This window comes from Agromyces selenitireducens (assembly GCF_052748465.2).
The window spans coordinates 3,596,673-3,623,151 of record NZ_CM188259.1 but is presented as its reverse complement, the minus strand read 5'-3'; the positions used below and the strand labels follow the sequence as shown (position 1 = coordinate 3,623,151).

The 26,479-nt window shown below is 72.0% G+C and carries 24 protein-coding genes; 11 read left to right on the top strand and 13 right to left on the bottom strand.

Annotated elements, in window-relative coordinates; genetic code table 11:
- Positions 1-116 precede the first annotated feature (116 nt).
- The 3 genes from ACULK4_RS17050 to ACULK4_RS17040 all read left to right on the top strand — a co-directional run bounded on the left by ACULK4_RS17050 (position 117) and on the right by ACULK4_RS17040 (position 3,950).
- Positions 117-1,136, top strand: a complete 1,020-nt coding sequence (locus ACULK4_RS17050; protein WP_445963585.1) for an extracellular solute-binding protein — start codon at positions 117-119, stop codon at positions 1,134-1,136.
- 76 nt (positions 1,137-1,212) lie between these two features.
- On the top strand, positions 1,213-2,832 hold the full coding sequence (locus tag ACULK4_RS17045) for an ABC transporter permease (RefSeq protein WP_445963584.1): 1,620 nt from the start codon (positions 1,213-1,215) through the stop codon (positions 2,830-2,832).
- Positions 2,829-3,950, top strand: coding sequence for an ABC transporter ATP-binding protein (locus ACULK4_RS17040; protein WP_445963583.1), 1,122 nt, complete (start codon positions 2,829-2,831; stop codon positions 3,948-3,950). Before ACULK4_RS17045 ends, ACULK4_RS17040 begins: the two co-directional genes overlap by 4 nt.
- Positions 3,951-4,034: 84 nt before the next feature.
- Here ACULK4_RS17040 and ACULK4_RS17035 read toward each other — a convergent pair whose 3' ends face one another.
- The 4 genes from ACULK4_RS17035 to ACULK4_RS17020 form a co-directional block, all read right to left on the bottom strand.
- The gene (locus ACULK4_RS17035) at positions 4,035-4,661 is read right to left on the bottom strand and encodes a DUF305 domain-containing protein (protein ID WP_445963582.1); all 627 of its coding nucleotides are present in this window, start codon (positions 4,659-4,661) and stop codon (positions 4,035-4,037) included.
- A gap of 102 nt (positions 4,662-4,763) precedes the next feature.
- On the bottom strand, positions 4,764-5,153 hold the full coding sequence (locus ACULK4_RS17030; RefSeq protein ID WP_445963581.1) for a phage holin family protein: 390 nt from the start codon (positions 5,151-5,153) through the stop codon (positions 4,764-4,766).
- A 184-nt stretch (positions 5,154-5,337) separates the two neighbouring features.
- On the bottom strand, positions 5,338-8,100 hold the full coding sequence (locus ACULK4_RS17025) for a PQQ-dependent sugar dehydrogenase (protein WP_445963580.1): 2,763 nt from the start codon (positions 8,098-8,100) through the stop codon (positions 5,338-5,340).
- A gap of 94 nt (positions 8,101-8,194) precedes the next feature.
- Positions 8,195-9,343, bottom strand: a complete 1,149-nt coding sequence (locus ACULK4_RS17020) for a sugar phosphate isomerase/epimerase family protein (protein ID WP_445963579.1) — start codon at positions 9,341-9,343, stop codon at positions 8,195-8,197.
- A gap of 292 nt (positions 9,344-9,635) precedes the next feature.
- On the opposite strand from ACULK4_RS17020, the gene ACULK4_RS17015 reads away from it, so the two are divergent.
- On the top strand, positions 9,636-10,967 hold the full coding sequence (locus ACULK4_RS17015; RefSeq protein WP_445963578.1) for an MFS transporter: 1,332 nt from the start codon (positions 9,636-9,638) through the stop codon (positions 10,965-10,967).
- A gap of 32 nt (positions 10,968-10,999) precedes the next feature.
- On the opposite strand, the gene ACULK4_RS17010 is transcribed toward ACULK4_RS17015, so the two are convergent.
- Both ACULK4_RS17010 and ACULK4_RS17005 read right to left on the bottom strand, forming a co-directional pair.
- Entirely contained in the window at positions 11,000-11,659 is a 660-nt protein-coding gene (locus tag ACULK4_RS17010) for an SDR family NAD(P)-dependent oxidoreductase (protein WP_445963577.1), read from the bottom strand.
- A 117-nt stretch (positions 11,660-11,776) separates the two neighbouring features.
- Positions 11,777-13,240: a DUF6421 family protein gene (locus ACULK4_RS17005; RefSeq protein WP_445963576.1), complete on the bottom strand. Its 1,464-nt coding sequence runs from the start codon at positions 13,238-13,240 to the stop codon at positions 11,777-11,779.
- Positions 13,241-13,546: 306 nt separating this feature from the next.
- Between ACULK4_RS17005 and ACULK4_RS17000 the strand changes: the two genes are divergently transcribed.
- The 5 genes from ACULK4_RS17000 (at position 13,547) to ACULK4_RS16980 (ending at position 18,483) form a co-directional block, all read left to right on the top strand.
- Entirely contained in the window at positions 13,547-13,837 is a 291-nt protein-coding gene (locus ACULK4_RS17000; protein WP_445963575.1) for a hypothetical protein, read from the top strand.
- Between the two features lie 122 nt (positions 13,838-13,959).
- On the top strand, positions 13,960-15,513 hold the full coding sequence (locus ACULK4_RS16995) for a polysaccharide deacetylase family protein (protein ID WP_445963574.1): 1,554 nt from the start codon (positions 13,960-13,962) through the stop codon (positions 15,511-15,513).
- A 187-nt stretch (positions 15,514-15,700) separates the two neighbouring features.
- Entirely contained in the window at positions 15,701-16,195 is a 495-nt protein-coding gene (locus tag ACULK4_RS16990) for a hypothetical protein (protein ID WP_445963573.1), read from the top strand.
- A 150-nt stretch (positions 16,196-16,345) separates the two neighbouring features.
- Positions 16,346-16,828 (top strand): LpqB family beta-propeller domain-containing protein, encoded by a 483-nt coding sequence (locus ACULK4_RS16985; protein ID WP_445963572.1) that lies wholly within the window; start codon positions 16,346-16,348, stop codon positions 16,826-16,828.
- Entirely contained in the window at positions 16,825-18,483 is a 1,659-nt protein-coding gene (locus ACULK4_RS16980; RefSeq protein ID WP_445963571.1) for a DUF5671 domain-containing protein, read from the top strand. The genes ACULK4_RS16985 and ACULK4_RS16980 overlap by 4 nt, the downstream gene beginning before the upstream one ends.
- Positions 18,484-18,654: 171 nt before the next feature.
- Here the strand turns inward: ACULK4_RS16980 and ACULK4_RS16975 are convergent, their stop codons facing one another.
- Entirely contained in the window at positions 18,655-19,329 is a 675-nt protein-coding gene (locus ACULK4_RS16975; RefSeq protein ID WP_445963570.1) for a TetR/AcrR family transcriptional regulator, read from the bottom strand.
- Between the two features lie 203 nt (positions 19,330-19,532).
- Between ACULK4_RS16975 and ACULK4_RS16970 the strand changes: the two genes are divergently transcribed.
- The gene (locus tag ACULK4_RS16970; protein WP_445963569.1) at positions 19,533-20,501 is read left to right on the top strand and encodes an NAD(P)-dependent alcohol dehydrogenase; all 969 of its coding nucleotides are present in this window, start codon (positions 19,533-19,535) and stop codon (positions 20,499-20,501) included.
- A gap of 96 nt (positions 20,502-20,597) precedes the next feature.
- The gene (locus ACULK4_RS16965) at positions 20,598-21,086 is read left to right on the top strand and encodes a DUF6326 family protein (protein WP_445963568.1); all 489 of its coding nucleotides are present in this window, start codon (positions 20,598-20,600) and stop codon (positions 21,084-21,086) included.
- 211 nt (positions 21,087-21,297) lie between these two features.
- On the opposite strand, the gene ACULK4_RS16960 is transcribed toward ACULK4_RS16965, so the two are convergent.
- The 6 genes from ACULK4_RS16960 to ACULK4_RS16935 form a co-directional block, all read right to left on the bottom strand.
- Positions 21,298-22,290: an ABC transporter permease gene (locus ACULK4_RS16960; protein WP_445963567.1), complete on the bottom strand. Its 993-nt coding sequence runs from the start codon at positions 22,288-22,290 to the stop codon at positions 21,298-21,300.
- Positions 22,291-22,302: 12 nt separating this feature from the next.
- A complete protein-coding gene (locus ACULK4_RS16955; protein ID WP_445963566.1) occupies positions 22,303-23,328 on the bottom strand; it encodes an aliphatic sulfonate ABC transporter substrate-binding protein in 1,026 nt (341 codons plus the stop codon).
- 68 nt (positions 23,329-23,396) lie between these two features.
- Entirely contained in the window at positions 23,397-24,263 is an 867-nt protein-coding gene (locus ACULK4_RS16950) for an ABC transporter ATP-binding protein (RefSeq protein ID WP_445963565.1), read from the bottom strand.
- A gap of 163 nt (positions 24,264-24,426) precedes the next feature.
- Positions 24,427-24,768 carry a YciI family protein gene (locus ACULK4_RS16945; RefSeq protein WP_445963564.1) on the bottom strand — a complete coding sequence of 114 codons (342 nt, stop codon included), beginning with the start codon at positions 24,766-24,768 and terminating at the stop codon, positions 24,427-24,429.
- Between the two features lie 27 nt (positions 24,769-24,795).
- Positions 24,796-25,266 (bottom strand): GNAT family N-acetyltransferase, encoded by a 471-nt coding sequence (locus ACULK4_RS16940; protein ID WP_445963563.1) that lies wholly within the window; start codon positions 25,264-25,266, stop codon positions 24,796-24,798.
- Positions 25,267-25,300: 34 nt separating this feature from the next.
- Entirely contained in the window at positions 25,301-26,479 is a 1,179-nt protein-coding gene (locus tag ACULK4_RS16935) for an acyltransferase family protein (RefSeq protein ID WP_445963562.1), read from the bottom strand.

Genomic DNA, 26,479 nt, shown 5'->3' with positions numbered 1-26,479 from the left:
CGCGGATGTCGCGCAGCGACGCCCCGCACGCGCGCGAAGGCAGGTGAGGCTAAGCTAAGTACCACCCGCGTTCGACGGGTCCTCACCTTCCACCGACCGATGGAGTCAGCCCGCCCATGCGCGCCCACCGCGGAATCGCCCTCGCCACGACCGGCCTCGCCGCAGCACTCGTCCTGACGGGCTGTGCGACCGACCCCGCCGACGAGGAAGGGACGCTCACGGTCTACATCGGGCGCGACGAAGGCCTGGTCGGCCCGCTCGTCGAGCAGTTCGAGGAGGAGACCGGCATCGACGTCGAGGCCCGATACGCCGCGACGCCCGAGCTCGCGGCGCTGCTCCTCGAGGAGGGCGCGCAGACGCCCGCGCAGGTCTTCCTCTCGCAGGACGCCGGCGCGCTCGGCGCGCTGGCCGACGCCGACCTGGTCGCCGACATCCCGTCCGACCTTGCCGGCCTGATCCCCGACGGCTTCACCTCGCAGGACGACTCGTGGATCGGCGTGACCGGCCGCGCCCGCGTCATCGCGTACGACGGCGAGGAGCTCGCCGAGGACGAGGTGCCCGATTCCGTCGACGCGCTCACCGGCGAGGAGTGGACGGGCGAGGTGGCGTTCGCGCCCGGCAACGCGAGCACGCAGTCCTTCATCACGGCCCTGCGCGTGCTCGAGGGCGAAGAGGCTGCCGCCGCCTGGGTCGAGGGCATGGCCGCGAACGACCCCGAGCTCACCGAGAACAACCTCGCCACGCTCGACCTGGTGAACACCGGCCAGGTGCAGCTCGGCCTCATCAACCACTACTACTGGTTCCGCCAGGCCGCCGAGGTCGGCGCCGACGGCATGCGGGCCCAACTGAAGTTCCTGCCCGGCGACCCGGGCGGCATCGTCAACGTGACGGGTGCCGCGATCCTGAAGGGCGCGGCGGATGACGCGGACGCCCGCGCGTTCGTCGAGTACCTCGTCTCGGAGGAGGCGCAGCGGTACTTCGTCGAGGAGACCTTCGAGTACCCGCTGCTGCCCGGCATCGACGCCCCCGAGGGCCTGCCCGCGATCGACACGCTCGTGAACCCCGGCCTCGACCTCTCCGACCTCGACTCGGTCGAGGAGTCCCAGCGCCTGCTGGCCGACAACGGCCTGATCTAGCGGCGGGTGAGCGGATGCTGCGCGCGGACCCCTCCCAGCCGGCATCCGCCTTCGCAGCCCTACGCTTGACCACGACATGACTGCCCAGGTCGCGACTCCGAGCCCCCGCCGCCCGTGGGGGCTCGTCGCGGCATCCCTCGTGGCCGTCGCGCTCGCCGCGATCCCCGTCGTGCACCTCGTGGTGCGGGTGGCCTCGGCCGACCCGGCCGAGCTCGCGGCGGTGTTCGAGCGGCCCCGCATCCCGATGCTGGTGGGCAACTCGGTGCTGCTCGCGACATCCGTCACCGCCACCGCGGTCGCCCTGGGCGTGCCGAGCGCGTACCTGCTCGCCCGCACCCGGCTGCGCTGGCGCGGGTTCTGGGCGGTGCTCGCCGCGCTGCCGCTCGCGATGCCGTCGTACCTCGCCGCGTACGGATGGCTCGCCTGGCAGCCGTCGATGAAGGGGTTCTGGGCCGCGTGGCTCGTGCTGAGCTTCGTGTCGGTGCCGTACGTGACGCTGCCGGTCGCGGCCGCGCTGCGCATCGGCGGCACGGGGCTCGACGACGTCGCCCGCACGCTCGGGCGCGGCCCGCTCGGCTCGTTCATGCTCGGCACGTGGCCGCAGATCCGGCCGGCCGTGGGCGCCGGCGCGCTGCTCGTCGCGCTGTACACGCTGAGCGACTTCGGCGGCGTGGCCCTCTTCCGGTTCCCCGTGCTCACGACCGCGATCCAGCAGGCGTACTCGGCGAGCTTCAGTCGCGACGAGGCGGCGGTCCTCGCGGTGCTGCTCGTGACGCTCGCGCTGCTCGTGGTGGTCGCCGAGCAGGTCGCGCGCGGTCGCGCCGCGCGGCGCATCCAGGCGGCGCCTGCGACGGGTCGGCGACGGATGGCGCGGCTCGGCCGCTGGACGATGCCGGGCATGCTGCTGCTCGCGCTGGTGCCCGCGGTCGCCGTCGTCGTGCCCGTCGCGGTGCTGCTCTCGCGCGTGCTCACGGCCGAGACGCTGCGCGCCTTCGACCCGGCGAACCTCGCGCAGGCCATCGGCAACACCGTGCTGCTCTCGGCTGGGGGCGCGGTCGTCGCCGTCGCGCTCGCGCTGCCGATCGGCGTGCTCGCGGCTCGGCACCGGGGCCGCGCCGTGCGCACGATCGAGTCGGCCGGCTACCTCGCACTGGGCCTGCCGGGCATCGTGGTCGGGCTGTCGCTCGTGTTCTTCTCGCTCAGCGTCGTCCCGGCGCTGTACCAGACCGCCCTCGTGCTCGCGTTCGCCTACGGCGTGCTGTTCATGCCGAAGGCGATCGGGTCGATCCGCGCGGCGACAGGCCAGGTGCCCACGTCCCTCGAGGACGTCTCGCGGACCCTGGGCAACTCGCGCGCCCGCACGTGGCTCACGGTCACGGCGCGCCTCGCCCGCCCGGGCATCTTCGCGGCCGCCCTGCTCGCCGCCGTGAGCGCCATGAAGGAGCTGCCCGCCACGCTCATGCTGCGACCGACCGGCACCGACACGCTCGCGGTCGAGCTGTGGCAGCGAACGGATGTCTCCGCGTACGGCGCCGCGGCGCCGTACGCCGTCGCCCTGCTGCTGGTCGCCGCGGTCCCGGCGTTCCTGCTCTCCGACGCGCGCGCCGGACGCGAGGCGACCCGCGAGGCGATCGCGCCCGCGACGAGCACCGGTCGGGTCGCGGCGCACGAGCCGATCAGGGAGGTCATCGGATGAGTCGGCTCGAGGTCCGCGACCTGACCGTCGGGTACGACGGGGCGCCGGTGCTGCACGCCGTCGACGTCGAGGTTCCGCACGGCGAGCTCCTCGCGATCGTGGGTCCGAGCGGCTGCGGCAAGACGACGCTGCTGCGCACCATCGCGGGCCTGCTCCGCGCGCGGTCCGGCGAGATCCGCATCGGGCACCGGATGGTGACCACGCACGGCATCCACCTCGCGCCCGAGAAGCGCCGCATCGGATGGGTGCCGCAGGACGCGGCGCTGTTCCCGCACCTCACGGTCGCCGAGAACGTCGCGTTCGGAATGCTCGCCGGCCGCGGCTCCTCGCGGGCCGCCCGTCGTGCGGCGAAGTCCGACGAGGTGCGCCGCCTGCTCGACCTGGTCGACCTCGGCCCGCTCGCCGACCGCTCGCCCGGCCAGCTGTCGGGCGGGCAGGCCCAACGGGTGGCGCTTGCGCGCGCCCTCGCCTCCGCACCCGAGCTCGTGCTGCTCGACGAGCCGTTCGGCGCGCTCGACCCCATGCTGCGGGCCGACCTCCGCGCCTCGGTGCGCGAGCTGCTGCGCGCGGAGGGCGTCACCGGGATCCTGGTCACGCACGACCAGGCCGAGGCGCTGTCGATCGCCGACCATGTCGCGGTGCTGCGCGGCGGCGAGGTGCTGCAGCTCGGCACGCCCGAGGAGGTCTACCGGGTGCCGGCGACGCCGTGGGTGGCGGGGTTCGTGGGCGATGCGGTGTTCCTGCCGGGCGTGCTGCACGGCGACGAGGTCGCGACGTCGGTCGGGCGGCTGCGCGCGGTTCCGGTGACGGATGCCGCGGGGCTCACGCCCGCCGACGGCGACGCCGTCACGGTGCTCATCCGGCCGGAGGAGCTGCGCGTCACGCCCGCGGACGCCCCATCCGTCGCCGCCGGTGCCGAGTCGGTCGCATCCGCTGCCCTCGACGGCGTGGTGACGGACGTCGAGTACACCGGACACGACGCGATGCTCGCCATCGCGCTCGCGGACGGCATGCGCCTGCGCGCCCGCGTGACCGCGTCGGGACTCATGCCGCGCGGCGCCGAGGTGCGCATCTCGGTCGCGGGCGCGGTGCTCGCGTACCGTCCCGAGCACGCCTGACGCCCGCCACCCGCCACCCGCCACGCGCCGCCGGCTGCCCGAGCCGCGCATCCGTCACCCCTCGTCGCGCCGCTGCCGGGGCCGTCACTCGGACGGGCAGGTCCGATCGGCCGGCTCGCCGAAGTCGGGCACGGCGCGCGACTCCGCCTCGGCGGCGGTCGTCGCCGGGCCGTTCTCCACGATGTCCCGGATCAGCCAGTCCATCTCGGTGATCTCGCGTCGCTGCGCCTCGCTGATCTCGACGGCGAGCTCGCAGACGCGGACGTCCTCGTTCTGGAACCGCTCGGACCGGGTGATCGCCAGTGAGTGGTGCGGGATCATCGCGCGCATGAACGACGTGTCGTCCACGGTGGCCTGCGTGCGGTCGAGGGCGATGCCGCCGCCGATGAGGAGCACGCTCGCGGCGATGACGGCGATGTTGCCCTTCGTGCTCTTGTACATGCCGAGCATCCAGGCCAGCATGACCAGTCCCATGGTGCCGCCCATCGTCACGGCCATGAAGATGCGGCTCTGGCTGAACCGGATGTGTGTCCACTCCCACGAGCCGGCGAACATCACGAAGTACATGACCACCATCGAGGTCAGGATCATCGCGGCGAAGCGCAGGTACATCCTCAGGGTCTGACGGGACTGCTCCTTCTCGTCATGCTCGGCGCTGCCGTGCCCGTCGCCTCCGTGTCCGGTGGCGTGCGTTTCCCTGTTCGTCGACATGGCGTCCACCTCCTGGCGCCCATGCCACCGGGATGGGCGGCCGATCGCAAGGCCGTTGCGCGCACGACGCCGGGTCTGGTACCCGGGTGGGTATGCCCCCGGTCAGGCGCCCTTGCGCTCTGCGCGGCGCCCCTTCAGCCACCACAGGCCGAGCAGCCAGATGCCGAGCGCGGTGACGATCCAGATGATGAGGGTCGCGAGCACCCAGGTGACGACGCCGTCGACGCGGATGCCGCCCGGGAAGAGCGACGCGATGAGCAGGGCGACGAACGTCGAGACGAGGCCGATCCCGCCGAGGAGCGCCGAAGCGTACTGACGGGCCACGTTGAAGATGAAGGGCGAGAGGATCGCCTGCGCGATAGCGAACACGAGGACCGCGACGATGAAGCCGCCGGGCTCGACGTGGAAGTCCTCGAGGATCCAGGCGGCGATCAGCAGGCCGAGCGCGGCGGAGACGAGGGAGATCGCGAAGCTGATCAGGAGGCGCACCATGGTCGAAGGCTAGTGCCGAACCGGGCGGGTGCACGAGAGGTGCGCACGACGAGTCGGGCCGTGCTCCACGTGGAGCACGGCCCGACTCGGACTTGGTGCGGCCGGCGGATCCCGCCAAGGTCGTTTCCCGACCGCACCGGCCTGATTCGCGGCGGCGGGTGATGAGCCCCGCCGCCGCGAAGCGCTATGCGAGGTCGGCGATCACCGCCTCGACCGCGCGGATCACGAGGGTCGCGGCGTCATCGTCGGTGCGGATCCGGTTGGGGACCTGCGTGACGATGAACTGCAGCCGCTCGGTCGCCGTCGCCGCGTCACCGGCCTCGAGTGCCGCCTCGACCTCGTCGAGGACGTCGCCGAACGAGACGGCCGCGCCCTTGGTGATGCGCGTGCCTGCGGCGAGCGTGTCGAGCAGCGAGCGGATGTCGCCCGCCGAGGTCGTGAACACGAACTGGTCGAGGTCCACGCCTCCCGTCGAGGTCACGACCACCCGTCCGGTCCCCTCGGGGATCGTCACCAGGGGCACCGACACGTCCGACCACTCCGCCGAGTCGACGGAGAACGTCGCGAAGGCGTCGGCGTCGGCGTCGGCCCAGCGGAGCGACACCTCGCCCTCGCCCTTCGCGCGGACCTGGACGCCCGTGATGCCGCCGAACTCGACCGGGTCGAACGCGATCCACTCGCCGGCGTCGAGTCCGGTGAGGTGGCGGAAGCCCGCCGCCGTCTCGTCGTCGACGACGGTCTGCTCACCGCTGCGGGCGTCGCTGTGCTCGGCCTGCAGGGCACGTGGGTTGAGGAGCACCACGTCGTCACCGGTCAGCGCGGGCGCCGTGTCGGTGCCGGCGTCGGTGTACGAGGCGCCGATCTGCGCGTAGATGTTCTCGGTCTCGCCGTGCCCGGCTTCGAGGGCCGTCTCGATCGTGGCCGTGCAGCCCGACCCCGTGAACAGCGGGTGCGTGTGCGTGTTGTCGTGGCCGAGGCCGTAGCTCCACAGCACGCGTTCGCAGTCGATCTCCTCGTCCGGGTCGGTGACCTTCACCTCGAAGGCGACCTCGTCGCCCCAGTCGGTGAAGGAGCCGTTGACGGGCGAGACGATCTCGACGATCGGCGCGGTGTTGCCGACGGTGATCGTGAGCGAGGCCAGGCTGACCCGGCCGCCCTCGTCGGTGACGCGGACGCGGGCCTGATACTGGCCGTCCTCCTCGTAGGTGTGCGACGCGGTCGCCTCACCCTCGGTGAACGTGCCCGTGTTCTCGAAGTCCCACGCGTAGCTCAGCGCGAGCTCGTCGGGGTGCGTCGAACCGGAGGCGTCGAATTCGACGGTCAGCGGGCCGTCACCAGAGGTGACGGATGCCTCGACCACCGCACGCGGGCCCTTCGTGCCCTCGACGTAGTCGATGCGGTAGAGGCCGGCATCCCGGTTGGGGCGGAAGAAGCCGTCGCCGTAGTTCAGCACGTAGAGCGAACCGTCCGGACCGAACTCCATGTCCATCACGTTGTCCCACGCGCCGAGGTCCGCGCCGCCGAGCGCGCTGTTCGGCAGGAAGTCCTCGATCTCCGTGACCTCGCCGTCCGGGTCGTCCTGCGAGAACACGAACGCGCGGTCGCGCGAGAACTCGCCCATGAAGGCCTTGCCGTCCCAGTAGGCCGGGAACCTGGTGGCCGACTCGTTCTCCTCGTCGTAGCGGTAGGTCGGGCCGCCCATCGGGGCCTGGCCGCCCGATCCGAACTCCGGCCAGGGCTGGTGCTCGGGCCGGTCGCCGTACCAGATCTGCGGCGCGGTCGCGGTGGGCAGCTGGTCGAGCCCGGTGTTGTGGGTGCTCGTGTTGATGAGCGTTCCCTCGCAGTCGAACCACTCGCCCTGGGTCGCGGTCTCGAAGTCCCAGTCGTTGTAGTTCGCGTTCGGACCGTGGCAGAAGGGCCATCCGCCGTTGATCGGCGTGGTCGTCGACTGCCACTCCACGTAGCCCATCGGGCCGCGCAGGTCGTTCGCGGTGCCGGCGTCGGGGCCGTAGTCGCCCCAGGTGACGGCGCCCGTCACCGGGTCGAAGTCCATGCGGAACGGGTTGCGGAGGCCCATCGCGAAGATCTCGGCACGCGTGTCGGCGGTGCCAGGCTCGAACAGGTTGCCCTCGGGGATCGTGTAGCTGCCGTCCTCCTGCACGGAGATGCGCAGGATCTTGCCGCGCAGGTCGTTCGTGTTGCCGGCGCCGCGACGTGCGTCGAAGCCGGGGTTGTAGCCGGGGCGGTCGTTGTTGGGCGCGTAGCCGTTCGCACCGGGGGTACCGGCCGGCGTGTTGTCGCCCGTGGCGAGCAGCAGGTTGCCGTCGTTGTCGAAGGCGACGTCACCGGCGACGTGGCAGCACTGCCCGCGCTGGACCTCGACCTTGATGATGTCCTGCTGGGTCGACATGTCGAGGGCGTTCGCCTCGGCGTCCCACGTGAAGCGGCTGAGCTGGTTGTAGCCCTTCCACTGGTCCCAGTACGACGCGTCGGCGCCGGCGGGCAGCGTCTGCGGTGCCGAGCCGGTCGGGGTCGTCGTCGGGTACGGAGCCTCCATGACGCGCGGGGCGTAGTAGAGGTAGACCCAGCCGTTCTCCTCGAAGTCCGGGTCGAGCGTGACGGTCTGCAGGCCGTCCTCGGAGTTGGCGTACACGTCGATCGTGTTGACCGTCGTCGTGGTGCCCTGGGCCGGATCGGTGAGGCGGAGCTGCCCCGAGCGTGTGGTGTGCAGCACGCGCGAGTCGGGCAGGACGGCCAGGTCGATCGGCTCGCCGACCCCGTCCGTCGTGGCGAGCGTGACGCGCTCGTAGTTGGCCCACGTCGTGGCCGTGACCTCGTCGCCGTGGTCGTGGCCGGGGTGAGCGGCAGCGGGCCCCGCGAAGGCGACGGATGCCGCGACCGCGGCCCCGATCGTCAGCGCCGCGAGGCGTGATCGTGCGATGTGCATGGATGTGCTCCAGTCGGCATTGAAGGAGGTTCGGCGGGATCCATGTGGTGCCGGGCCGCGCGGGAGTAGGGCACCGCGCGGCCCGGGGCTCGCGTCAGCCGCGCAGTGCGGCGAGGTTGGCGTACGAGGAGGCGGCGTTCTCCAGCGACATCGACGGCGAGGCCATCGGGACGCTCGAGGCGTTGTCCTGCTCGTACATCGCGTTGTGGTAGCCCTTCGCCCCGATGCGCTGGAAGAACGTCGTGTAGTCGATGTCCCCCGCGCCGAACGGCACGATCGAGTAGCCGGCCGCGCTGTCGTTGCGGGCGCCGTCCTTCGCGTGGAAGAGCGGGAACCGCGTGGTCTGCTCGGCGACCAGGCCGGCCGGGTCGAACCAGTCCTCGACGACCGACCCGTCCGGTGCCGTGAAGCTCTGGTACCGGTGCTGGGCGACGTGCGCCCAGTAGACGTCCATCTCGAGGTACACGTAGTTCGGGTCGGTGTGCTGCAGGAACCACTCGAGGCGGCGCAGGCCGCTCGAACGGGTCGGGTTGCCGGCGGCGTCGAGCGGGCCGCTGTCGAGCAGGAAGCTGTACGCCTGGTCGTGGTTGTGCGTGTACAGCTTGAGCCCGTGCGACGCCGCGCGCTCGCCGAAGGTGTTCCAGACCTCGGCGGCGGTCTGCCAGTCGGCCAGGTACGAGCTCCGGGTGGGGTCGTTGCCCGTGCCGATGTGCCCGAAGCCCAGGATGTTCGCGATCTCGCACTGCGCGTCGAACTGCGCGAGCGTGGCGTCGTTGACGACGCTCGGGATCGAGCCGTGGTTGCCCTCGGCTTCGAGCCCGTTGTCGTCGAGCCAGGTGCGCAGCAGCTGCGCCCCGGCGACGTTGTTGACGTTGCCTCCCGGCGAGTTGGCGTTCTGGTTGTACCCCGCGAACTCGATCTGCTTGTAGCCCATCTTCGCGAGTTCCTCGAAGACCGCCTTGAAGCCAGAGGGCAGGCTCGGGTCGGTGGTCAGCGGGTTGCGGCCGACCGCGTCCCGGACGGTGTAGAGGATGATGCCCCGCTTGCCGGGCGGGACGAGCACCCCGTTGCCGCCTGAGGCGGCCGCCGGCGTGGCGTGCGCGTGGGTGTGTCCTCCCGCGAGCCCGACCGCGGCGGCCGCGGCCATGCCGGTGGTGGCAGCCAGCAGCTGCCGGCGCGTCAGGCCGAGGCTGCGCCCGAGGATGCGGGCGTCGTGCTCGGCCTGTTCCGTCAGTTCATCCATGATGCTCCTTTGCACTGAACCGATTCGATGACGGGCGCGGCGGCCGTTCGAGCCACTCCCCGCTCCGTTGCCCGTGGGTCGGCGTCCACGAACTTTCTCGGACGCTACGGCATTAATCGAACAGTGGTCAAGCAAAAGAGCATTAAACGTGCGCGGCTTTCAACATTCCACGACAAAAGCCACCACCCGATGTGGGACTTGCCGGTCCCCGGCATCGTCTCCGCACTTCCCTCGCCGCAGGCTCGGGGTGCATGATGAGCACCGTGGGTCGCGGGGGCCGGGGTTGCCGGAGATGAGCGCCCGCAACGTCCTCGAGGGGGACGGGCGGGCCGCCCGTCGCGTGCAGGGGACCTACTACACGCTCACGCTCGGCAACACGCTCGCCGCCTCGTTCATCTGGGGCATCAACACGCTGTTCCTCCTCGACGCGGGCCTCACCAACCTCGAGGCGTTCGCCGCGAACGCGTTCTTCAGCGTCGGCATGTTCATCTTCGAGATCCCCACGGGCGTGGTCGCCGACACGCTCGGACGGCGCGTCTCGTACCTGCTGGGCACCGTCACGCTCGCGACGACGACGGCGCTGTACTGGCTGCTCTGGGTGTGGCAGTCGCCGTTCTGGGCGTGGGCGATCGTGTCGGTGCTGCTCGGGCTCGGCTTCACGTTCTTCTCGGGCGCCGTGGACGCGTGGCTCGTCGATGCGCTCCAGGCGACCGGCTACTCGGGCAGCCTCGAGGCGGTGTTCGGCCGGGCCGTCATCGTCGGCAGCGTGGCGATGCTGGGCGGGTCGGTGCTCGGCGGCGTGATCGCGCAGCTCACGAACCTCGGCGTGCCGTTCCTCATCAGGGCGGGCATCCTCCTGGTCATGTTCGGCGTGGCCGCTGCGCTCATGCGCGACCTCGGGTTCACCCCCGAACGCGGCGCCGGGCCGTTGAAGGCCACGGGGACGGTCTTCCGCGCCTCGGTGAAGTACGGGCTCGGCAACCGCCCCGTTCGCTGGCTCATGTTCACGACGCCGTTCACGACGGGCGTCGGCTTCTACGCGTTCTACGCGCTCCAGCCGTACCTGCTCGAGCTGTGGGGCGACGAGGGCGCCTACTCTATCGCGGGACTCGCGGCGGCCCTGCTGTCGGGTGCCGGGATCGTGGGCGGCTTGCTCGCGCCCGTCGTCCGGCGGCGGTTCCACAAGCGAACGTCGGTGATCCTGCTGTCGACGGTGACGAGCGCGCTCGTGCTCGTCGCGCTCGCGATCTCCGCGAACTTCTGGGTCGCGATCGTGCTCATCGCGGTGTGGGGCGTCTCGTCGTCGATCGACGACCCCGTGCACCGGGCGTACCTCAACGACATGATCCCGTCGAAGCAGCGGGCGACCGTGCTGTCGTTCGACTCGCTGCTCGGCAGTGCGGGTGGCGCCGTCATCCAGCCCGTCCTCGGCCGGACGGCCGACATCGGCGGCTACGGGTTCTCGATGCTCTGGAGCGGCGTGGTCCAGGCGCTCGCGATCCCGTTCGTGCTCCTGAGCCGCGCGGAGCACGACCCGGCCGACACCGCCCGAGAGGTCACGCCCGGTCCGCACGCCGGCGACGAGCCCGCGACGGATGCCGCGCTGCCGCCCACCGTCGACTGACCGGTCCGACGCGGTCGGCGGCGCGCCGCGAGTCAGGCCTCGAGCGTCGTGACGCGGCCGTTGAGGTCGGCTGCCGCGGCGTCCGTCGACCACAGCGCCACGACGGCGTCGGCGAGCCGGTCCTCCAGGCCCGCGAGCGCCTTCACCCGGAAGGTCACCGCCGCGGCGGGCGCCTCGGCCTTCGCGAATCCGTCGGCGAGCGACCGCATCCACGACTCGCTGGCCGCCTTGATGGCGGTGTAGTTCGCGCCGCCGGCGGTCGGCTTCTCGACGGTCGTCGACGACACGATCGCGATGCGGCCCGCATCGGAATGGACGAGGTCGTCGAAGAACACGCGGCTCACGTACCGCAGCGCCGTGAACGAGCGCTCGAGCACGCGGTAGTCCTCCTCGGTCTGGCCGGCGATGCCGCCGCCGCCGCGCCATCCGCCGACGAGGTGGACGACGCCGTCGACGTCGCCGACCCTCGCGTGCACGCGCATCGCGAGCTCGAGCACGTCGTCGCCGTCGGTGAGGTCGGCGCGCTCGCCGGCGACGCCGGGGATCTCGACCTCGAGCTCGTCGAGCCGGCCCTGGTGGGTGCCGACGACGACCACGCGCGCACCGGCGTCGACGAGGGCGCGGGCCACGGCCCGCCCGGAGGCGCTCGTGGCGCCGGCGATCACGATGACCTTGTCCTGCAGCTGAGTCACGGTAGGAGATCCTCTCATGGCGCGAGTCACCCCGAACGACCGGCGGATGCCTCGGGTTGTGGCCGTTCGGGGTGACTCGCGGGTGGTTCGCCGGGCCGGGCCGGGCCGGGCCGGTCGTCAGGCGTCGGCGGCCGTGATGCCCACCGTCGACTCGATGACCGGCTTCATCTTCTTGTCGAGCGCCTCGTAGAACATCGACAGCGGGAACTCGTCGTCCATCACGAGGTCGGTGTAGCCCTTGGGCGGGCCGGCGAGCACCTCGCGCGGCAGGCCCTCGGCCCAGACCGACGCCGGGTTGGGCGTGAGCACGCTGCGCACGAGGTCGTACGCGGCGAGCCAGTGCACCGTCTTCGGGCGGTCGATCGACTTCCAGTACAGCTCGTCGATCGCGTCGCCGAGCTCGACGACCGCGTCGGGAACGGCGGCCCAGTCGAAGCTGAGCGACACGTCGGTCCACTCGAGCACGTGCTTCTGGTGCAGCCACGCGAACAGCAGCTGGCCGCCGAGGCCGTCGTAGTTCCGCACGCGCGAGCCGGTGATCGCGAACCGGAAGATGCGGTCGAAGATCACCGCGTACTGCACGAGCTTCGCGTGCTCGAGCAGCTGTGCGTCGACCGCGTCGAGCTCCTCGCCCGCGTCGACCCGCTTGCGGAGGCTCCGCTCGATCTTCACCGACTCGCGGAACGCGGTGAGATCGCACCGCAGCTCCTCGAGCGAGTAGAGGAAGTACGGCATCCGCTGCTTGATCATGAACGGGTCGAACGGAAGGTCGCCGCGCATGTGCGTGCGGTCGTGGATGATGTCCCACATCACGAACGTGCGCTCGGCCAGCTCCTGGTCGTCGAGCAGCGCCGCCGCGTCATCCGGAAGCTCGAGCTTGGTGATCTCGGAGGCAGCCCGGACGACCCGGCGGTACCGGGCCGCCTCGCGGTCCTGGAAGATCGCGCCCCACGTGAACGTCGGGATCTCGCGCATGGCGACCGTCTCGGGGAACAGCACCGCCGAGTTCGTGTCGTAGCCCGGCGTGAAGTCGACGAGCCGCAGGCTCACGAACAGCCGGTTCGAGTACTCGCCGGCCTCGAGGTGTCCGATGAACTCGGGCCAGATCGTCTCGACGACGAGCGCCTCGACGTGGCGGTCGGGGGAGCCGTTCTGCGTGTACATCGGGAACACCACCAAGTGGCGGATGCCGTCGACGCGGTGCAGCTGCGGCTGGAACTCGACGAGCGAGTCGAGGAAGTCGGGCACCCCCAAGCCCTCGGACTGCCACCGGCGGAAGTCGGCCTGCAGCGCCTCGAGGTACGCCGCCTCGTGCGGGAAGCGGGGAGCGAGCGCGGCGACCGACTCGACGATCGCGTCGACGAGAGCGGATGCCTCGGCCCGGTCGGACTGCTCGGGGACCGAGCCGTCCTTGACTTGGAGCGACTGCAGCTTGGTGGCCGAGTCCTTGAGGCGGAGCCAAGCGGGGTCGGACTCGACGCCCGCGGCGAGGGCGATGCGCTCGGGGGTGATCTCGACGCCGGACTCGTCCTCGAGAACCTCGGGTTCGCCAACGATCGTCGTCATGGTGCTCTGTGACATCGGAACCTCCGTTCTCAGTGGGTCGGGCCTCTCGGCGCGGTACGGCGGGGAACGTGTGTCTCCGCCCACTCAAGGCTACGTGCATGGCATTCGCGATTGATTGCGGCCGGACGCGGGATTCTTGCGTGCACGCAAGAATCCGCGCTCGCAAGGTGCGGTGGCACACACGCGCGGCTCGCGGGCATCGATGCCCTCGCCGCGGCATCCGAGGGGTGCGGGGGGCGGATCTGAGGGGGACCTCCGGATGTGGCCGGGCGGGCGCGCTCCTACGGTCTGCAGTGGCCAGAGCTGCAGAGGGGGAAGACCATGTACGGAGCAAGGACGGTGGCGGTCCTCGGGGCCGCGGCGGTGTGCCTCGGGATCAGCGGATGCGCGGGCGTCAGCGCCGAGATCGCGGATGCGGCACGGCAGGAATCGGCGGCGCTGCGCGTGGACGTGCGTGCGGGGGAGCCCGGCGCGGCAGAAGCCCAGGGCGACCGGCTCTCGGCCTACGCGGAGGCGGCGGGCGGCACCGCCGAACCGGCGAGCTCGGCTGCGGCCCATCAGGGCGCGCGACTGTCGGCGTACGCCGACGCCTGGGCCGCCGTGACCGGGTGACCACGCGGGTCCCGGCGGCGCGGTTCGCGCACGTCGGGGCGACGACGGCGCCGGGGGGCGCAGGGGCCGGACACGCAGCACGCTCCCGAGCGGAAACCGGACGGTGCGGTTAGCGTTGCAGCATGCGGGGAACACGGAAGTGCGGCCCGGCGCGCGCGACCGTGTCGTCGGCGCTCGCCGTGCTCGTCGTGGCCGCGCTCGCCTCCTGCACCGCACTCGTGCCGGCAGCACCCCAAGGCACCGCGTCGCCCGTGCCGCCGCCGACCGCGACCGAGGCGCCCGTCGAGTCCGCTCCGCCGCCGCCCCCGCCGCGGGTCGTGCCCGGACCGCCACGCCTCACCGCGGCCGATGCGCCCGGCCTCTCGTCGCGACTCGCGACGACCAGCGCCGACGAGCTGACGATCGCGGTGCGGTGGGCCACGCCGCCCGGGCGCACGGCGCTGGGCGACCTGCTCGACGATCGCGTCGAGCAGATCGCGCGCGAGTTCGCGTCCGCGCACGGCGCCGCGTGGGTGCCCTCGGCCGACGTCGTCCCGGGCGGGAACGCCGGGCCGTGCCGCGGCGCCACCATGGGTGGCGCCGGCGGCGCGGTCCTCTCGATCGACTGCGGCATCGTGACCGCGTCGGGTGGGCTGCTCGGCGAGCGCCTGACGATCCTGCGCCGGGAGGCGGGGGCCGCGGCATCCGTCACCCGTGAGGTCTGGTACTCGGATGCCGCGACCGGCGGCGTGCACGACGGCACCGCCCTCTACGAACCGGGCCGGGAGCCGCGCGTGCTCGCGCTCGTGACGGAGGCCCTCCGTGCGGCCGGTCGCGCGAGCACGGGCGACGACCCGTTCGTAGGGCTCGACTCGGCGTCGGCCCGTGCCCTGCTGGCGGACTCGGCCGTTACGCCCGCCGGGATCGTCGTGACGCTGACCGTGGCGGGGGCGGTCGCCCCGGTCTCGGTGCTCGTGCCGACCCGGCTGCTGCAGCCGTTCCTCTCCGACGCCGGTCGGGCCGCGACGGCGACCGCGGCGGCCGACGAGCCGTACGCCGCCGCGGCGGCGCCCGTCGGCGACGACCCGGTCGACTGCGCCTTCCTCACGTGCGTGTCGATCACGTTCGACGACGGGCCGACGGGCCTCACGCCCGGACTGCTCGACCTGCTCGACCGTGAGCGAGCGCCCGCGACGTTCTACGTCCAGGGGTCGTCGGTGCAGCGCAACCCGGACACCGCGGTTCGCATCGTGGCGAGCGGGCACGAGATCGCGAACCACACCTGGGCCCATCCGAACCTCACGAAGCTCGAGGACGACGAGGAGGTGCGCCGCGAGGTCGACCGCACCCAGGCCGCGATCCGGGCGGCCACGGGCGTGACCGCCCGCAGCATCCGACCGCCCTACGGCGCATCCGACGAGCGGGTGCGCGGGCTCGTCGCGCTGCCGTTCATCGTGTGGGACATCGACACGAACGACTGGCGTGATCCCGGCCCCGACGTGGTCGTCGAGCGCGCCGTCGGCGGAAGCCGCCGCGGCAGCATCGTGCTCATGCACGACACGCACGAGCAGACCATCGAGGCAGTGCCCGGCGTCATCGCGGGCCTGCGCGCCCGCGGGTTCACGCTCGCGACCGTCGCCGACCAGTTCGGTGGCGGATTGCCCGCCTCGGGCCTCGTGAGCCACGGTCCGCGCTGACGCCCTTCGGTGCGGGTACGGATGCCGCGGCGCGCCCGCCCGCTGCCCTCTCGGTGCAGGCACTCAGGCAGATGTCGAGCGGATCGAGGGGGCCGCACTGATCCCGGCGAACGTGAGGATTCCTAACCTCTGATCATCCCCACTCCAGAACTCCGGAGAGTCGGGTCTCATCGAAGGAGAAGGAACCATGAACACCAACCGAACCGCCCTCGTCGGCGGTACCGCAGCACTCCTGCTGGTGCTGACCGGCTGCGCCGGGGTCGACGGCCAGTTCGACGACAGCGCACGCGGCGAGTCCGCCGCGAGCCGCGCCGACTTCAGGGCCCAGACCGGCCTCTCGGTCGAGCAGGCCGATCAGGCTCGTGCCGCCTACGAGCGCCTGCGCGAACTCACGGAGGCGCGCTTCCAGGCGGAGCGCGCCGAGCGCAACGCGGCGGCCATGGCCGCCAACGAGCGCATCCGCGAGGCTCGCCAGTCCGAGGCGACGCCCGTCACGAGCGTGCAGGAACGGATCCGCCAGGCCAAGCAGGCCGAGTCGGCGCCCATGACGGCCGACGTGCCGTTCGACGTCCAGGAGCTGGTGCGCCAGTCGAAGCAGGCCGAGTCCGAGCCGGCTCCGCAGACGCCCACGCCCATGACGCCGGAGCAGGTGCGCGAACTCAAGGGATCGCAGGTGCAGTGAGCGGGTGGGTCGACACGCAGTCATCCATCCGGACGGGGCGCGGGCCGCGCGAGCGATCGCCGGACACGCGCCCCTCGAACGTGCGCGGAACCGGCGCCACGCGAGACCTTGGTCCGTCGCACGAGGGCGCCGACGCGCCATGATGCAGGCATGGACGAACCCGCAGCCGCACCTGCACCCGCAGCGCGGCCCGACCGCACGCTCCTCGTGATCCTCGCCGTGATCGCCGCCCTGGTGATCGTGGCATTGATCGTCGTCTTCTCGAGGGGCGAGCCTGATCAGCTCGACGAGTCCACGCCCGAGGGCGTGGTGCAGCGGTATTCGGCAGCGGTCATCGCCGGCGACGAAGCCGAGGCGACCGGCTACCTGGTGCCGGAGCTGGCGGAGGACTGCATCCGCATCGAGGCCGCCCCGGTCGACCGGATGCGGATCACGCTCGTGTCGACGACCGAACGCGACGAGACGGCCGACGTCGAGGTCCTGATCTCGTGGTCGTACGACGCCGCCCCGCTCGGCGGATCCGACATCGAGGAGCGCGGGGTGTTCGACCTCGTCAGGTCCGACGACGGATGGCGCATCGAGCGGGCCCCGTGGCCCCTGACGATCTGCGACCCGGGGATGTGGCGAGGATGACCGCCACGACGCCGGCGGTCGCCCCGGCAACCGGTGGCGCCCAGGGCACCGTGCGCCGCCTCATCGTCTACGGCCTGCTGTTCGTCCTCGTCGTCATCACCGCGACCGGCGTCGCGGGACTCCTCGGCAGGCTCCTCGACGCCGGCACTCCGCTGGCCCGCGGCGGCGCCGCGGACCTGGCGCTCTGGCTCGCGTTCGCGCTGATCGGCGGACCGCTCGCGGCGCTGCTCTGGTGGGCGGTCTGGCGCCGGCTCGCCGACGAGGCGGAGCGCTCGTCCCTCGCGTGGGGCCTCTACCTGGCCGGTATGTACACCGTGTCGCTCATCGTGGCGACGTCCGCGCTGCTCGCCGCGGCGACCGCGGCCGTGGCCGGCAGGTGGCTGTCGGCCGAGCTTGCGACGGGCCTCACCTGGGCGGCCGTGTGGGCGTGGCATCGGTGGATGTCGCGGCATCCGCTCAGGCGACCCGTGCGCCTGCTCACCGTGCCGTGCGTGATCGCGTCGGCGTACGGGCTCGTGCTGCTGGTGAGCGGTTCGATCGGCGCCCTGGGCACGATCCTGGACGAGGCCCTCGCGGGCGCCGTCGCACCCGCGCTCGCCGGTGCACCGTGGTGGCGAGCAGCGCTCGAGGCGCTCATCACGGCTGCTGCGGGCGGCCTGGTCTGGTGGTGGCACTGGTTCCGCGACGGCACGCGCGGCTTCCGGACGGGCTTCGCGTCCGTCGCGCTCGTCGTCGTCGGCGTGCTGGGCGGCGCGGCCGTCATGCTCGCCGGCATCGGCGTCGCGCTCTGGGTCGGGCTCCGGCTCGCGTTCGATCGCGGCGAGGCGCTCGGTCCCATCCTCGCGCCGCTCGGCTCCGCGCTCGCCGCCGCCGCCGTCGGTGCGCTGGTCTGGACGTACCACCGCCGCATCGTGGCCGCACGCTCGAACGGCGTCCGGCAGGCCGCCGGGCTCGTGATGTCGGGTCTCGGGCTCGCGGCCGCGGCCACGGGCATCGGCGTGATCGTGAACGCGACCCTCGGGGCCCTGGTCAGCCCGCTCGTCGCGGCCGACACGCGCAGCCTGCTCCTCGGTGGCATCGCCGCGCTGGTCGTCGGCGCCCCGGTCTGGTGGCTGCACTGGCGGCCGACGGCGCATCTCCCGCCCGAGGAGATCACGTACCAGGGCCGACGCGTCTACCTCATCGCCGTCTTCGGCATCAGTGCCGTCGTGGCGCTCATCGCCCTGCTCGTGGTCGGGTTCCGGATCTTCGAGTTCGTGCTCGACGCCACGACGGGAGCGAGCCTGATCGACCGCGTGCGCGCACCGCTCGGGCTGCTGGTGGCCACCGTGCTCGTCTTCGCGTACCACTTCGCGGTCTGGCGTCGCGACCGGGCGCTGATCGCGACGCAAGGACTCGCACCCGCGCGCCGCATCTCCCGCGTGGTGCTGGTGGCAGCGGATGCCGCACCCGAGCTGGTGCGCGCGATCGAGTCGGCGACGGGCGCATCGGTCACGGTGTGGCGGCGCGAGGCGGTTGGGGGTCCTCCCGCGATGCCGGGCTCGGTGCCGGACGCCGCGGCGCTCGCCGCCGCGTTCGACGGGGTCACCGCTCGGCGGGTCCTCGTGCTCGCCGGACCGGGCGACCGCCTCGAGGTCGTGCCGCTGGCCGAGTGATCCGGGGCCCCGCACTCCGTCGGCGGCCGGGAGATCATCGCGTCCCGCGCGCGGTTCCCGCAGCCGGACGATCCCTCAGCGCTGCGGGAACGAAGCGAGCTCCGTGACCTGATCCGAGCTGCACGCCGCAACATAGCGACGCGCGCCCCGTTCGCCGGTCCGTGGGCGTCACTACGTGGAGGCTCTCAGGAGCTCGAGGGCGGCGAGGACGAGGTCGAGGCCGAAGGTGAACTCCTCTGCCGGGTCGTAGCCGGCAGCGACGAGCGCCGCGGCGGACTCGTTGAGGTAGGGGAACTCCTCAGGAGGAAGCTGGGGCAGGTAGACGTCCTCGGTCATCTCCGCGAGCTCGTCGGCGGTGTCGAACGGCAGGTTGGCTGCCTGCAGGGCGTACCCGTAGACATAGCTGTTGAGCAACCAGTTGGCGTGCGTCGCCGTCACGACCGAGAAGCCAGCCCTTCGCAGGCAGGCGGTGAACGCTTCGCGGTGGCGGAGGTTCGCGGGCCCCGGCGATGTCCGCGACTCCATCAGGCTGATCGCCCACGGGTGGCGTGCGAGAACCCGTCGAGTGGATACCGCGACCCGTCGCATCGCCGACTGCCAGTCGGCTTCGTCGGGCGGGAGCTCGATCTCCTCGAACACGACGTCGATCATGGCGTCCAGCAGTTCGTCCTTGCTCGCCACGTAATGGTAGAGCGACATCGCGCCCGCACCGAGGGCGCCGGCGAGCCGGCGCATGCTCAGCCCGTCGACCCCCTCTCGGTCGGCGATCCGGACCGCCTCGACCACCACCCGCTGCTTGCTCAGCCCCGCATCTGACGCGACCTGGCGTTGTTCTCTCGCAGACACGGGTCTCCTCACTCGCTCGAACGGCTTGACAATCGTACAGCGTACGTGCATAGTACAGCGTACGACGTACGGTGTACGACGTACGGTGTACGAGCCAGCGAGGGTCGCAGCTCGGACGTGAGGAGTCCTCCATGGGAATCGAACAGCGAACGAATGGCGGAGCACGCCTGGGGATCGGGGCGAGTCGGGCCGGGGCGGCGACGATGCGGGCCGCCGTCCAGCGCCGCTACGGCCCGCCCTCAGTGCTCGAGTCGTCCGAGGTCGGGCTCCCGTTGCCCGGTCGAGGCGATGTGCTCGTCCAGGTGGGCGCGGCCTCGGTACATCCCGGCGACTACTTCGTCATGGCCGGGGAGCCGTACGTGGTGCGCCTGGTGTTCGGGCTCCGCCGGCCGCGCCACGGAATCCCCGGCAGGGATCTCGCCGGCGTGGTCGCAGCGGTCGGGAAGGATGTCACCGCTCTCCGCCCCGGCGACGAGGTGTTCGGGTGGAGCACCGCTGGAACGCTCGCGGAGTACGCCTGCGTCCCGGCGGACCACCTCGTGCCCGTGCCCGCCGACGTGTCGATCGTGGACGCGGCGGCGACGCCCACGTCGGCGCTGACGGCGCTGCAGGCATTGCGCAAGATCGCGAACGTCCAACCGGGCCAGACGGTGCTGGTCACGGGCGCGTCGGGCGGCGTGGGCTCCTTCGCCGTTCAGATCGCCAAGGCGTTCGGCGCCGAGGTGACGGGGGTGTGCAGCACCCGCAACGTCGAGTTGGTCCGCTCACTCGGTGCCGACCACGTCGTCGACTACACGAGGACCGACTTCACCCGCGCCGAGAAGCGCTACGACGTCATCCTCGACAACGTGGAAGCCCAGCCGCTGGCGGCGGTCCGCCGAGCGCTGACGCCCACCGGCACCCTGATCCCCAACAGCGGACGCGGCGGCCGCTGGCTCGGCCCCATCGGTCGGATCGTCGAAGCGCGCGTGCTGTCCGGGTTCACCCGTCAGCAGCTGAGGCCCTTCACGTCGGTCGAGAAGCGCGAGGACCTGCTCACCCTGGCCGACCTGCTCACGACCGGGCAGGTCAGGCCCGTCATCGACCGCACGTACCCCCTCGACGAAGCAGCCGACGCCCTCCGGTACGTCGCGGCCGGCCACACCCGAGGGAAGGTCGTGATCACCGTCTGACGACCGGACCGACGAGAACGACCCGACCCGTGCGCATGCACGCCCAGACCTGCCGCCGCTCCGGCGGACGGACCGCTCCTCTCGAAGGAAGAACCGATGACCATCCGAACGACTACCCCGAACCCGCTCGACGACCCGCCGATCCCCGTGCGGGCCAGGCTCGCCGCCGCATGGACCAGCTTCATGTTCCTGTACATCTACGTCGACATCCTCAACTTCTACAAGCCGGGCGTCGTCGACGGCATCCTGAACGGCCTCGTCTGGCGGTTCGACATCAGCTCGACGCTGTTGACGGTGTTCCTCGTCTCCGTGTCCATCCCTGCCCTGATGGTGGTGCTCTCCATGACGCTGCCCGCCCGGGTGAACCGCGCCACGAACCTCGTCGTCGGATCGCTCCTCATCCCCTACTCGATCTTCAACGCGGCAGGGGCGACCTGGGAATGGGCCGCCTTCTACGGCATCTCCATCGGAATCGAGGTGCTGCTCCTGGCCTTCATCCTGCGCTCCGCCTGGACATGGCCTCGAACCCCCGCCGTCCCCGCCGGTTCCGCGACGACCGACCTTCGACAGGACGTGCGACCGTAGGCATCCGTGCAACGTCCTCGGCGTGAAGCCCGCCGCCGCGGACACCGGGCCGGCCGTGACCAGCTCCGTCGCGGTATGCGCAAGAACCTGCTCACGCACGGTCCGGTGTCCGCCCGGGGGCTCACTGGCCGGTCGACAGCGCCCGTGAGGGCGACGCACTCGCCCGCCCCGTCGAGCGTCGAGGGACAGACCCTCTCGCGGAACGAGTTGATCACGCCCAGCGGCGGATCGCCCACCGCTCGAACAGCCCCACGATGGAGTCGGTGAGCTTGCCGAGCACGGCGAGCAGGATGATCGCGAGGAAGATGCGGTCGATGCGACCCGTGTTGCCGGAGTCGCTGAGGAGGAATCCGAGGCCCATCGACGACGCGATGAGCTCGGCGGCGACGAGGAACAGCCACGCCTGCGCGAGCGCGAGCCGGAGCCCGGAGACCACCGACGGGACGACCGCGGGCAGTTGCACGGTCGCGAACAGCGGCACGCCCCGCAGCCCGAATGCCCGGCCGGCCTCGAGCAGGCGCCGGTCGACGTGCCGCAGCGCGGCCGAGACGATCGTGTAGACGGGGAAGAACGCGCCGATGGCGATGAGGATGACCTTCGACTCCTCGCCGATCTTGAACCAGAGGATCAGCAGCGGCACCCACGCGAGCGACGGTACGGCGCGCAGTGCACCGAGGGTGGGAGCGAGCAGGATGTCGCCGAGCCGCGAGAGCCCGACGATCGCGCCCACGAGCAGGCCCAGTGCCGCACCGGCTGCGAAGCCGAGGAAGACGCGCTGGGTCGAGATCGCGACGTACTGGCCGAGCAGGCCCCGCTCGGCGAGGTCGACGGCAGCGAGCCACACCATCTCGGGCGACGGCAGCATCGACACCGGCACGAGGCCGGTCGTCGACACGACCTGCCACGTGACGAGCAGCGCGACCGGCAGCAGCGCGCCGCCGACCACCACGAACCAGCGCCGGCGGGTCAGCGGGCGGCGCTCGCGCGACCCGCGCGATCCGGGGGCGACGGATGCCGCGGCGCCGGAGTCGCCATGGCCCGCCTCGGGCCGCGGGTCGACCCCCGAAGGGCCGTGGTGCCCGGCCGCAGCCGCGGGTCGTCCGGCCACGACGACGGGCGCCGCGAATTGCGGGTCGACCGGACCGTCGGGCAGGCCCGCGGCATCCGTGGTCGTCGTCTTCGCGGCATCCGTCGCCATGGTCATCTCCCGGAGGGCCTACTTCGCGAAGCGCGCCGGGTCGGCGGCGGTCGCGAACTCGTCGTGGATGAGGGTCTCGAGTGCCTCGTCGACCTGCTGCTGCGACGCGACGTCGCCGAGCTCGACGAACACGGGGCCGATCTTCTCGAGCAGCGCGACCTGCGCGGCGCCGGGCACCGGGTCGACGTCGAGGTTGGAACGCTCGAGGATGACCTTCGACGCGATCGACTCGTCGAGCCCCGCGACCTCGGCGAGGATCGCCGCGGTCTCCTCGGGGTTCTCGGCCGCCCACGCCCGGGCCTGCTCGTACGCGTCGACCACGAGCTGGGCGAGCTCGGGCTTCGACTCGATGAACGACTCGGTCGCGTTGAGGAAGCCGTAGCTGTTGAAGTCGACGTTGCGGTAGATGAGCGTCGCCCCCGCCTCCTCGGCGCCGGCCATGATCGGGTCGAGGCCCGCCCACGCGTCGACCGAGCCGTTCTGCAGCGCGGCCCAGCCGTCGGCGTGCTGGAGGTTCTCGACCGTGACGTCCTCAGGTGCGAGGCCGTTCTCCTCGAGCGTCTGCAGCAGGAAGAAGTACGGGTCGGTGCCCTTCGTCGCGGCGACCGTCCTGCCCTCGAGGTCGGCGACGTCGTCGACGTCGCTGCCGGGGCCCGCCACGATGGCCGACCACTCGGGCTGCGAGTAGATGTCGATCGTCTTGATGGGCGACCCGTTCGCACGCGCGAGGAGCGCCGCCGAGCCGGCGGTCGACCCGACGTCGATCGCGCCCGCGCGCAGCGCCTCGTTGGCCTTGTTCGAGCCGGCCGACTGCACCCAGGTGACGTCGAGGCCCTCGGCCTCGAGCCAGCCCTGGTCCTTGATGATGAGGCTCAGCGGGTTGTAGGTCGCGAAGTCGATGTTCAGGGCCTGGCCCTCGAGCGATGCGCCCTCGGCGGCCGGCTCGGCGGCCTGGCCCTCGCCGGCGACGCAGCCCGAGAGCAGCAGGGCGGATGCGGCGGCGCCCGCGACGAGCGCGGTGCGGAAGAGGTGGGTGCGGGACATGCGGTGCTCCTTCGGTGCGGATGGTTCCGGGCGACGCAGCGGATGCTGTGGACGCGCGCCGCCGGGGGTCAGTACGGGTAGTGGGGGATGGTCGTGGTGGCCTGGATGCCGCGGGCCGTGCCGTGGCGGTCGATGCCGAGTCCGTCGAGCAGGCGGCCGCGGAGCTCGGCGAGCTCGGCCGATCCGCGGTCGCGGGGCCGTTGGCCGGGCACCACCACGGTCTGGCGGATGTCGGCGCCCGGCGTCTCGCCGTCGGTGCCGAGCAGCACGATGCGGTCGGCGAGCTGCAGGGCCTCGTCGACGTCGTGCGTGACGAGCAGCACGGTGGTCGGCTCGGCGCGGTGCACGTCGAGGAGGAGGTCCTGCATCTTCAGGCGGGTCAGCGCATCGAGCGCGCCGAACGGCTCGTCGAGCAGCAGCACCTCGGGGTTGCGCCCGAGGGCACGGGCGAGCGACGCGCGCTGCGCCATCCCGCCGGAGACCTCGTGCGGGCGGTGGCCCGCGAAGTCGGCGAGGCCGACCAATTCGAGCAGGCGCGCGATGTGCTCGCGGCCCGCGCGGCGGTCGGTGCCGCGCGGCAGGCCGAGCGCGACGTTCCGCTCGATGCTCCGCCACGGCAGCAGGCGCGGCTCCTGGAAGCCGATCGCGCACCGCACGTCGTACGACGCGACGGGCGCCTCGCCGATGGTCACCTCGCCCGACGTGGGACGATCGAGGCCGCCGGCGATCCGCAGCAGCGTGGACTTGCCGCATCCGCTCGGCCCGAGGATCGCGACGATCTCACCCGCCGCGACCTCGAGGTCGATGCCGCGGAGCACGTCGCGCTCGCCGCCGTCGGGTGCGGCGAACACGCGCCCCAGCCCGCGGAACGCGACCGGCGCGGCCGTCTCGCGCGCGGCGGCAGCGGCCGGCGCGGCGGGTGCGGTGGTCGACATGGCAGGCTCCGATGGGTGTGGGACGGTACGGTCCGCATGACGCTACCCAGCCCGCTCGGCGGCTGTCGGTCGGCCCGAAGCACGGCGTAACCTCAGCCGCAACACGGCGTCACACTGCGCGGGTCCGTCCCCGAGGGGCAGGCCACGCTGTGCTCCCGGCCCGTCAGCTGGCGGGGTCGTACTGGAACGCGCGCACCTCCTGCGCACAGCGGCACGCCGCCGCGATCTTCGCGGCCCACGCCAACGCCGCCTCGTGAGAGGGGAGCTCCAGCACCGAGTAGCCGCCTTCGAGCTCACTCGTCTCGGGGTACGTGCCCTCGGTCACGGTCCCGTCACCGTCGACCATGACCGGCGGAACGCGCTCGTCGATGCCGCCCCCGAACACCCACACGCCGGCATCCTTCGCCTCCTGCACGACCGCGTGGGAGGCATCCGACACCTCCTGCAGCCCCTCTTCTGACAGGACCATGGCGCTGCTCGGGAACGAGATCAGGTACTTCGTCATCGTGTCGACCCCTTCGGCGACAGGCTTCTAGAGGCGCTTGGCCATGTGGATGGAGGCCGGCAGGTAGCCGAGCGCCCGGTACAGCGCGATCGCGCCCTCGTTGTAGGCGAACACGTTCAGCATGAGCGAGTTCGCGCCGTGGCTGCGCGCCACCTCCTCGCCCGCGATCATCGCGCGCCGCGCGACGCCGCGCCGCCGGAACGGCTCGTGCACCATGAGGTCCCACACCCACCACACCGAGCCCTCGTCGTCCCACGGACCGATCCACAACCACCCGGCGTCCTCGTCGCCGAGGCGGACGGTGTGCAGCAGTTGGCCCTCCTTGATGCGTCCGCCGGGGAAGAACCGCTCCTCCGACGCGCGTCGGGCCGCCGCGGCCTGCTCGGCCGTGTCGCCGGCCTCCTGCCGGGCCTGCTCGTAGTGCGCCATCGCGACCGGCAGCCACGCCGTCACCTGCGCGTCGGACATCGGCACCAGGCTGACCCGCGGTTCGCTCATGCGCCCCATCGTCGCACCGGCGGGCCCGGTCAGGCTAGAGGATCCGCGCCAGCCACGGCACGCGGCTCACGAGCAGCCAGGCCCACGCGAAGGACCCGGCGATGCCGCCGATCGCGACGAGCAGGGCCTTGGCCTCCGCGGGCAGCGGTACCGGCCGGAGCACGAGGGCGAGCGCGATGAGCACGAACCCCTGGAGCAGGAACGCGCCGTACGCACTGCGGCCGAGCGGCGCGCTCCACGTGCGCGGGCGGGCGAGCCGCCGCTGCGCCGCACCGAGCAGCCAGACCGAGCCGAACACCATGAGGGTGCTCTCGACGACGGCGAACAGCAGCGCGGGCCAGTCCCAGCCGCCCCACATGCGGTCCGCGAGCCCCGTGGCGAACGCGCCGTACAGCAACGCGCCGCCCGCGGCACCCGCGACGAGCGTGACGGCGAACGACACCCGCCGAAGCCGGTTCGGCACCGCTGCGAGCCAATCGCGGTGGGAGGCGGCGATGCCGAGCCCGAACAGTGCGAGGCAGCCGGGCCACTCCCACAGGTTCAGGTCGGTCACCGACTCGCTGGCGTAGGGGAAGGCGAGTCGGATGAGGAACGTCGCCGCGGCCGTCGCGAGCGCGAGGCCCGCGAGGTGGCCCACCCGGATCGGGCGGGCCGACCATGCCAGGGCGGACCCGCGCGACCACCCGGCGGGCCGCGGCAGCACCATCAGCCCTGCGTACCCGACCGAGAAGATCAGCAGGACGCCGATGAACCACAGGACCCCGGTGTCGAAGTAGCCCTCGTCGCTCAGGTACTCCTCCGCGAACGACGCCGGAGCCGCGCCGAACGGGTGGTACAGCGCGTACGTGACGGCGGGCCAGACCAGGAACGTGAACAGCGCGAACGGCACGCCGAGGCGCAGCAGCCGGTCGACGACGAACCGGCGAGCGCCCTTCCGCTCGAGCGACCGCGGCGTCAGCAGGCCGGCGACGAGGAACAGCAGGGCGATCATGAACAGCCCGAACGGCACGACGAGCACCGCCAGCACCAGCTCGGTCACCGGGTGCAGCGTGGTCTCCTGCACGTCGGCGTACGTCCAGTACCGGGCCGAACCGACGTAGCCGAGCACCGCGTGGATCGCGATGATCAGGGCGATGAGCAGAACCTTGAGATGGTCGAGGTACACCAGTCGACCGGTCGACCGGTCGACGGCCTGCGGTGCGGTCGCCTCCAT

Bases quoted from the DNA above. Each gene is read 5' to 3' on its own strand.
- ACULK4_RS17050 (WP_445963585.1), top strand. From the start codon at position 117: ATGCGCGCCCACCGCGGAATCGCCCTCGCCACGACCGGCCTCGCCGCA.
- ACULK4_RS17045 (WP_445963584.1), top strand. From the start codon at position 1,213: ATGACTGCCCAGGTCGCGACTCCGAGCCCCCGCCGCCCGTGGGGGCTC.
- ACULK4_RS17040 (WP_445963583.1), top strand. From the start codon at position 2,829: ATGAGTCGGCTCGAGGTCCGCGACCTGACCGTCGGGTACGACGGGGCG.
- ACULK4_RS17035 (WP_445963582.1), bottom strand. From the start codon at position 4,661: ATGTCGACGAACAGGGAAACGCACGCCACCGGACACGGAGGCGACGGG.
- ACULK4_RS17030 (WP_445963581.1), bottom strand. From the start codon at position 5,153: ATGGTGCGCCTCCTGATCAGCTTCGCGATCTCCCTCGTCTCCGCCGCG.
- ACULK4_RS17025 (WP_445963580.1), bottom strand. From the start codon at position 8,100: ATGCACATCGCACGATCACGCCTCGCGGCGCTGACGATCGGGGCCGCG.
- ACULK4_RS17020 (WP_445963579.1), bottom strand. From the start codon at position 9,343: ATGGATGAACTGACGGAACAGGCCGAGCACGACGCCCGCATCCTCGGG.
- ACULK4_RS17015 (WP_445963578.1), top strand. From the start codon at position 9,636: ATGAGCGCCCGCAACGTCCTCGAGGGGGACGGGCGGGCCGCCCGTCGC.
- ACULK4_RS17005 (WP_445963576.1), bottom strand. From the start codon at position 13,240: ATGTCACAGAGCACCATGACGACGATCGTTGGCGAACCCGAGGTTCTC.
- ACULK4_RS17000 (WP_445963575.1), top strand. From the start codon at position 13,547: ATGTACGGAGCAAGGACGGTGGCGGTCCTCGGGGCCGCGGCGGTGTGC.
- ACULK4_RS16995 (WP_445963574.1), top strand. From the start codon at position 13,960: ATGCGGGGAACACGGAAGTGCGGCCCGGCGCGCGCGACCGTGTCGTCG.
- ACULK4_RS16990 (WP_445963573.1), top strand. From the start codon at position 15,701: ATGAACACCAACCGAACCGCCCTCGTCGGCGGTACCGCAGCACTCCTG.
- ACULK4_RS16985 (WP_445963572.1), top strand. From the start codon at position 16,346: ATGGACGAACCCGCAGCCGCACCTGCACCCGCAGCGCGGCCCGACCGC.
- ACULK4_RS16980 (WP_445963571.1), top strand. From the start codon at position 16,825: ATGACCGCCACGACGCCGGCGGTCGCCCCGGCAACCGGTGGCGCCCAG.
- ACULK4_RS16970 (WP_445963569.1), top strand. From the start codon at position 19,533: ATGCGGGCCGCCGTCCAGCGCCGCTACGGCCCGCCCTCAGTGCTCGAG.
- ACULK4_RS16965 (WP_445963568.1), top strand. From the start codon at position 20,598: ATGACCATCCGAACGACTACCCCGAACCCGCTCGACGACCCGCCGATC.
- ACULK4_RS16960 (WP_445963567.1), bottom strand. From the start codon at position 22,290: ATGACCATGGCGACGGATGCCGCGAAGACGACGACCACGGATGCCGCG.
- ACULK4_RS16955 (WP_445963566.1), bottom strand. From the start codon at position 23,328: ATGTCCCGCACCCACCTCTTCCGCACCGCGCTCGTCGCGGGCGCCGCC.
- ACULK4_RS16950 (WP_445963565.1), bottom strand. From the start codon at position 24,263: ATGTCGACCACCGCACCCGCCGCGCCGGCCGCTGCCGCCGCGCGCGAG.
- ACULK4_RS16945 (WP_445963564.1), bottom strand. From the start codon at position 24,768: ATGACGAAGTACCTGATCTCGTTCCCGAGCAGCGCCATGGTCCTGTCA.
- ACULK4_RS16940 (WP_445963563.1), bottom strand. From the start codon at position 25,266: ATGAGCGAACCGCGGGTCAGCCTGGTGCCGATGTCCGACGCGCAGGTG.
- ACULK4_RS16935 (WP_445963562.1), bottom strand. From the start codon at position 26,479: ATGGAGGCGACCGCACCGCAGGCCGTCGACCGGTCGACCGGTCGACTG.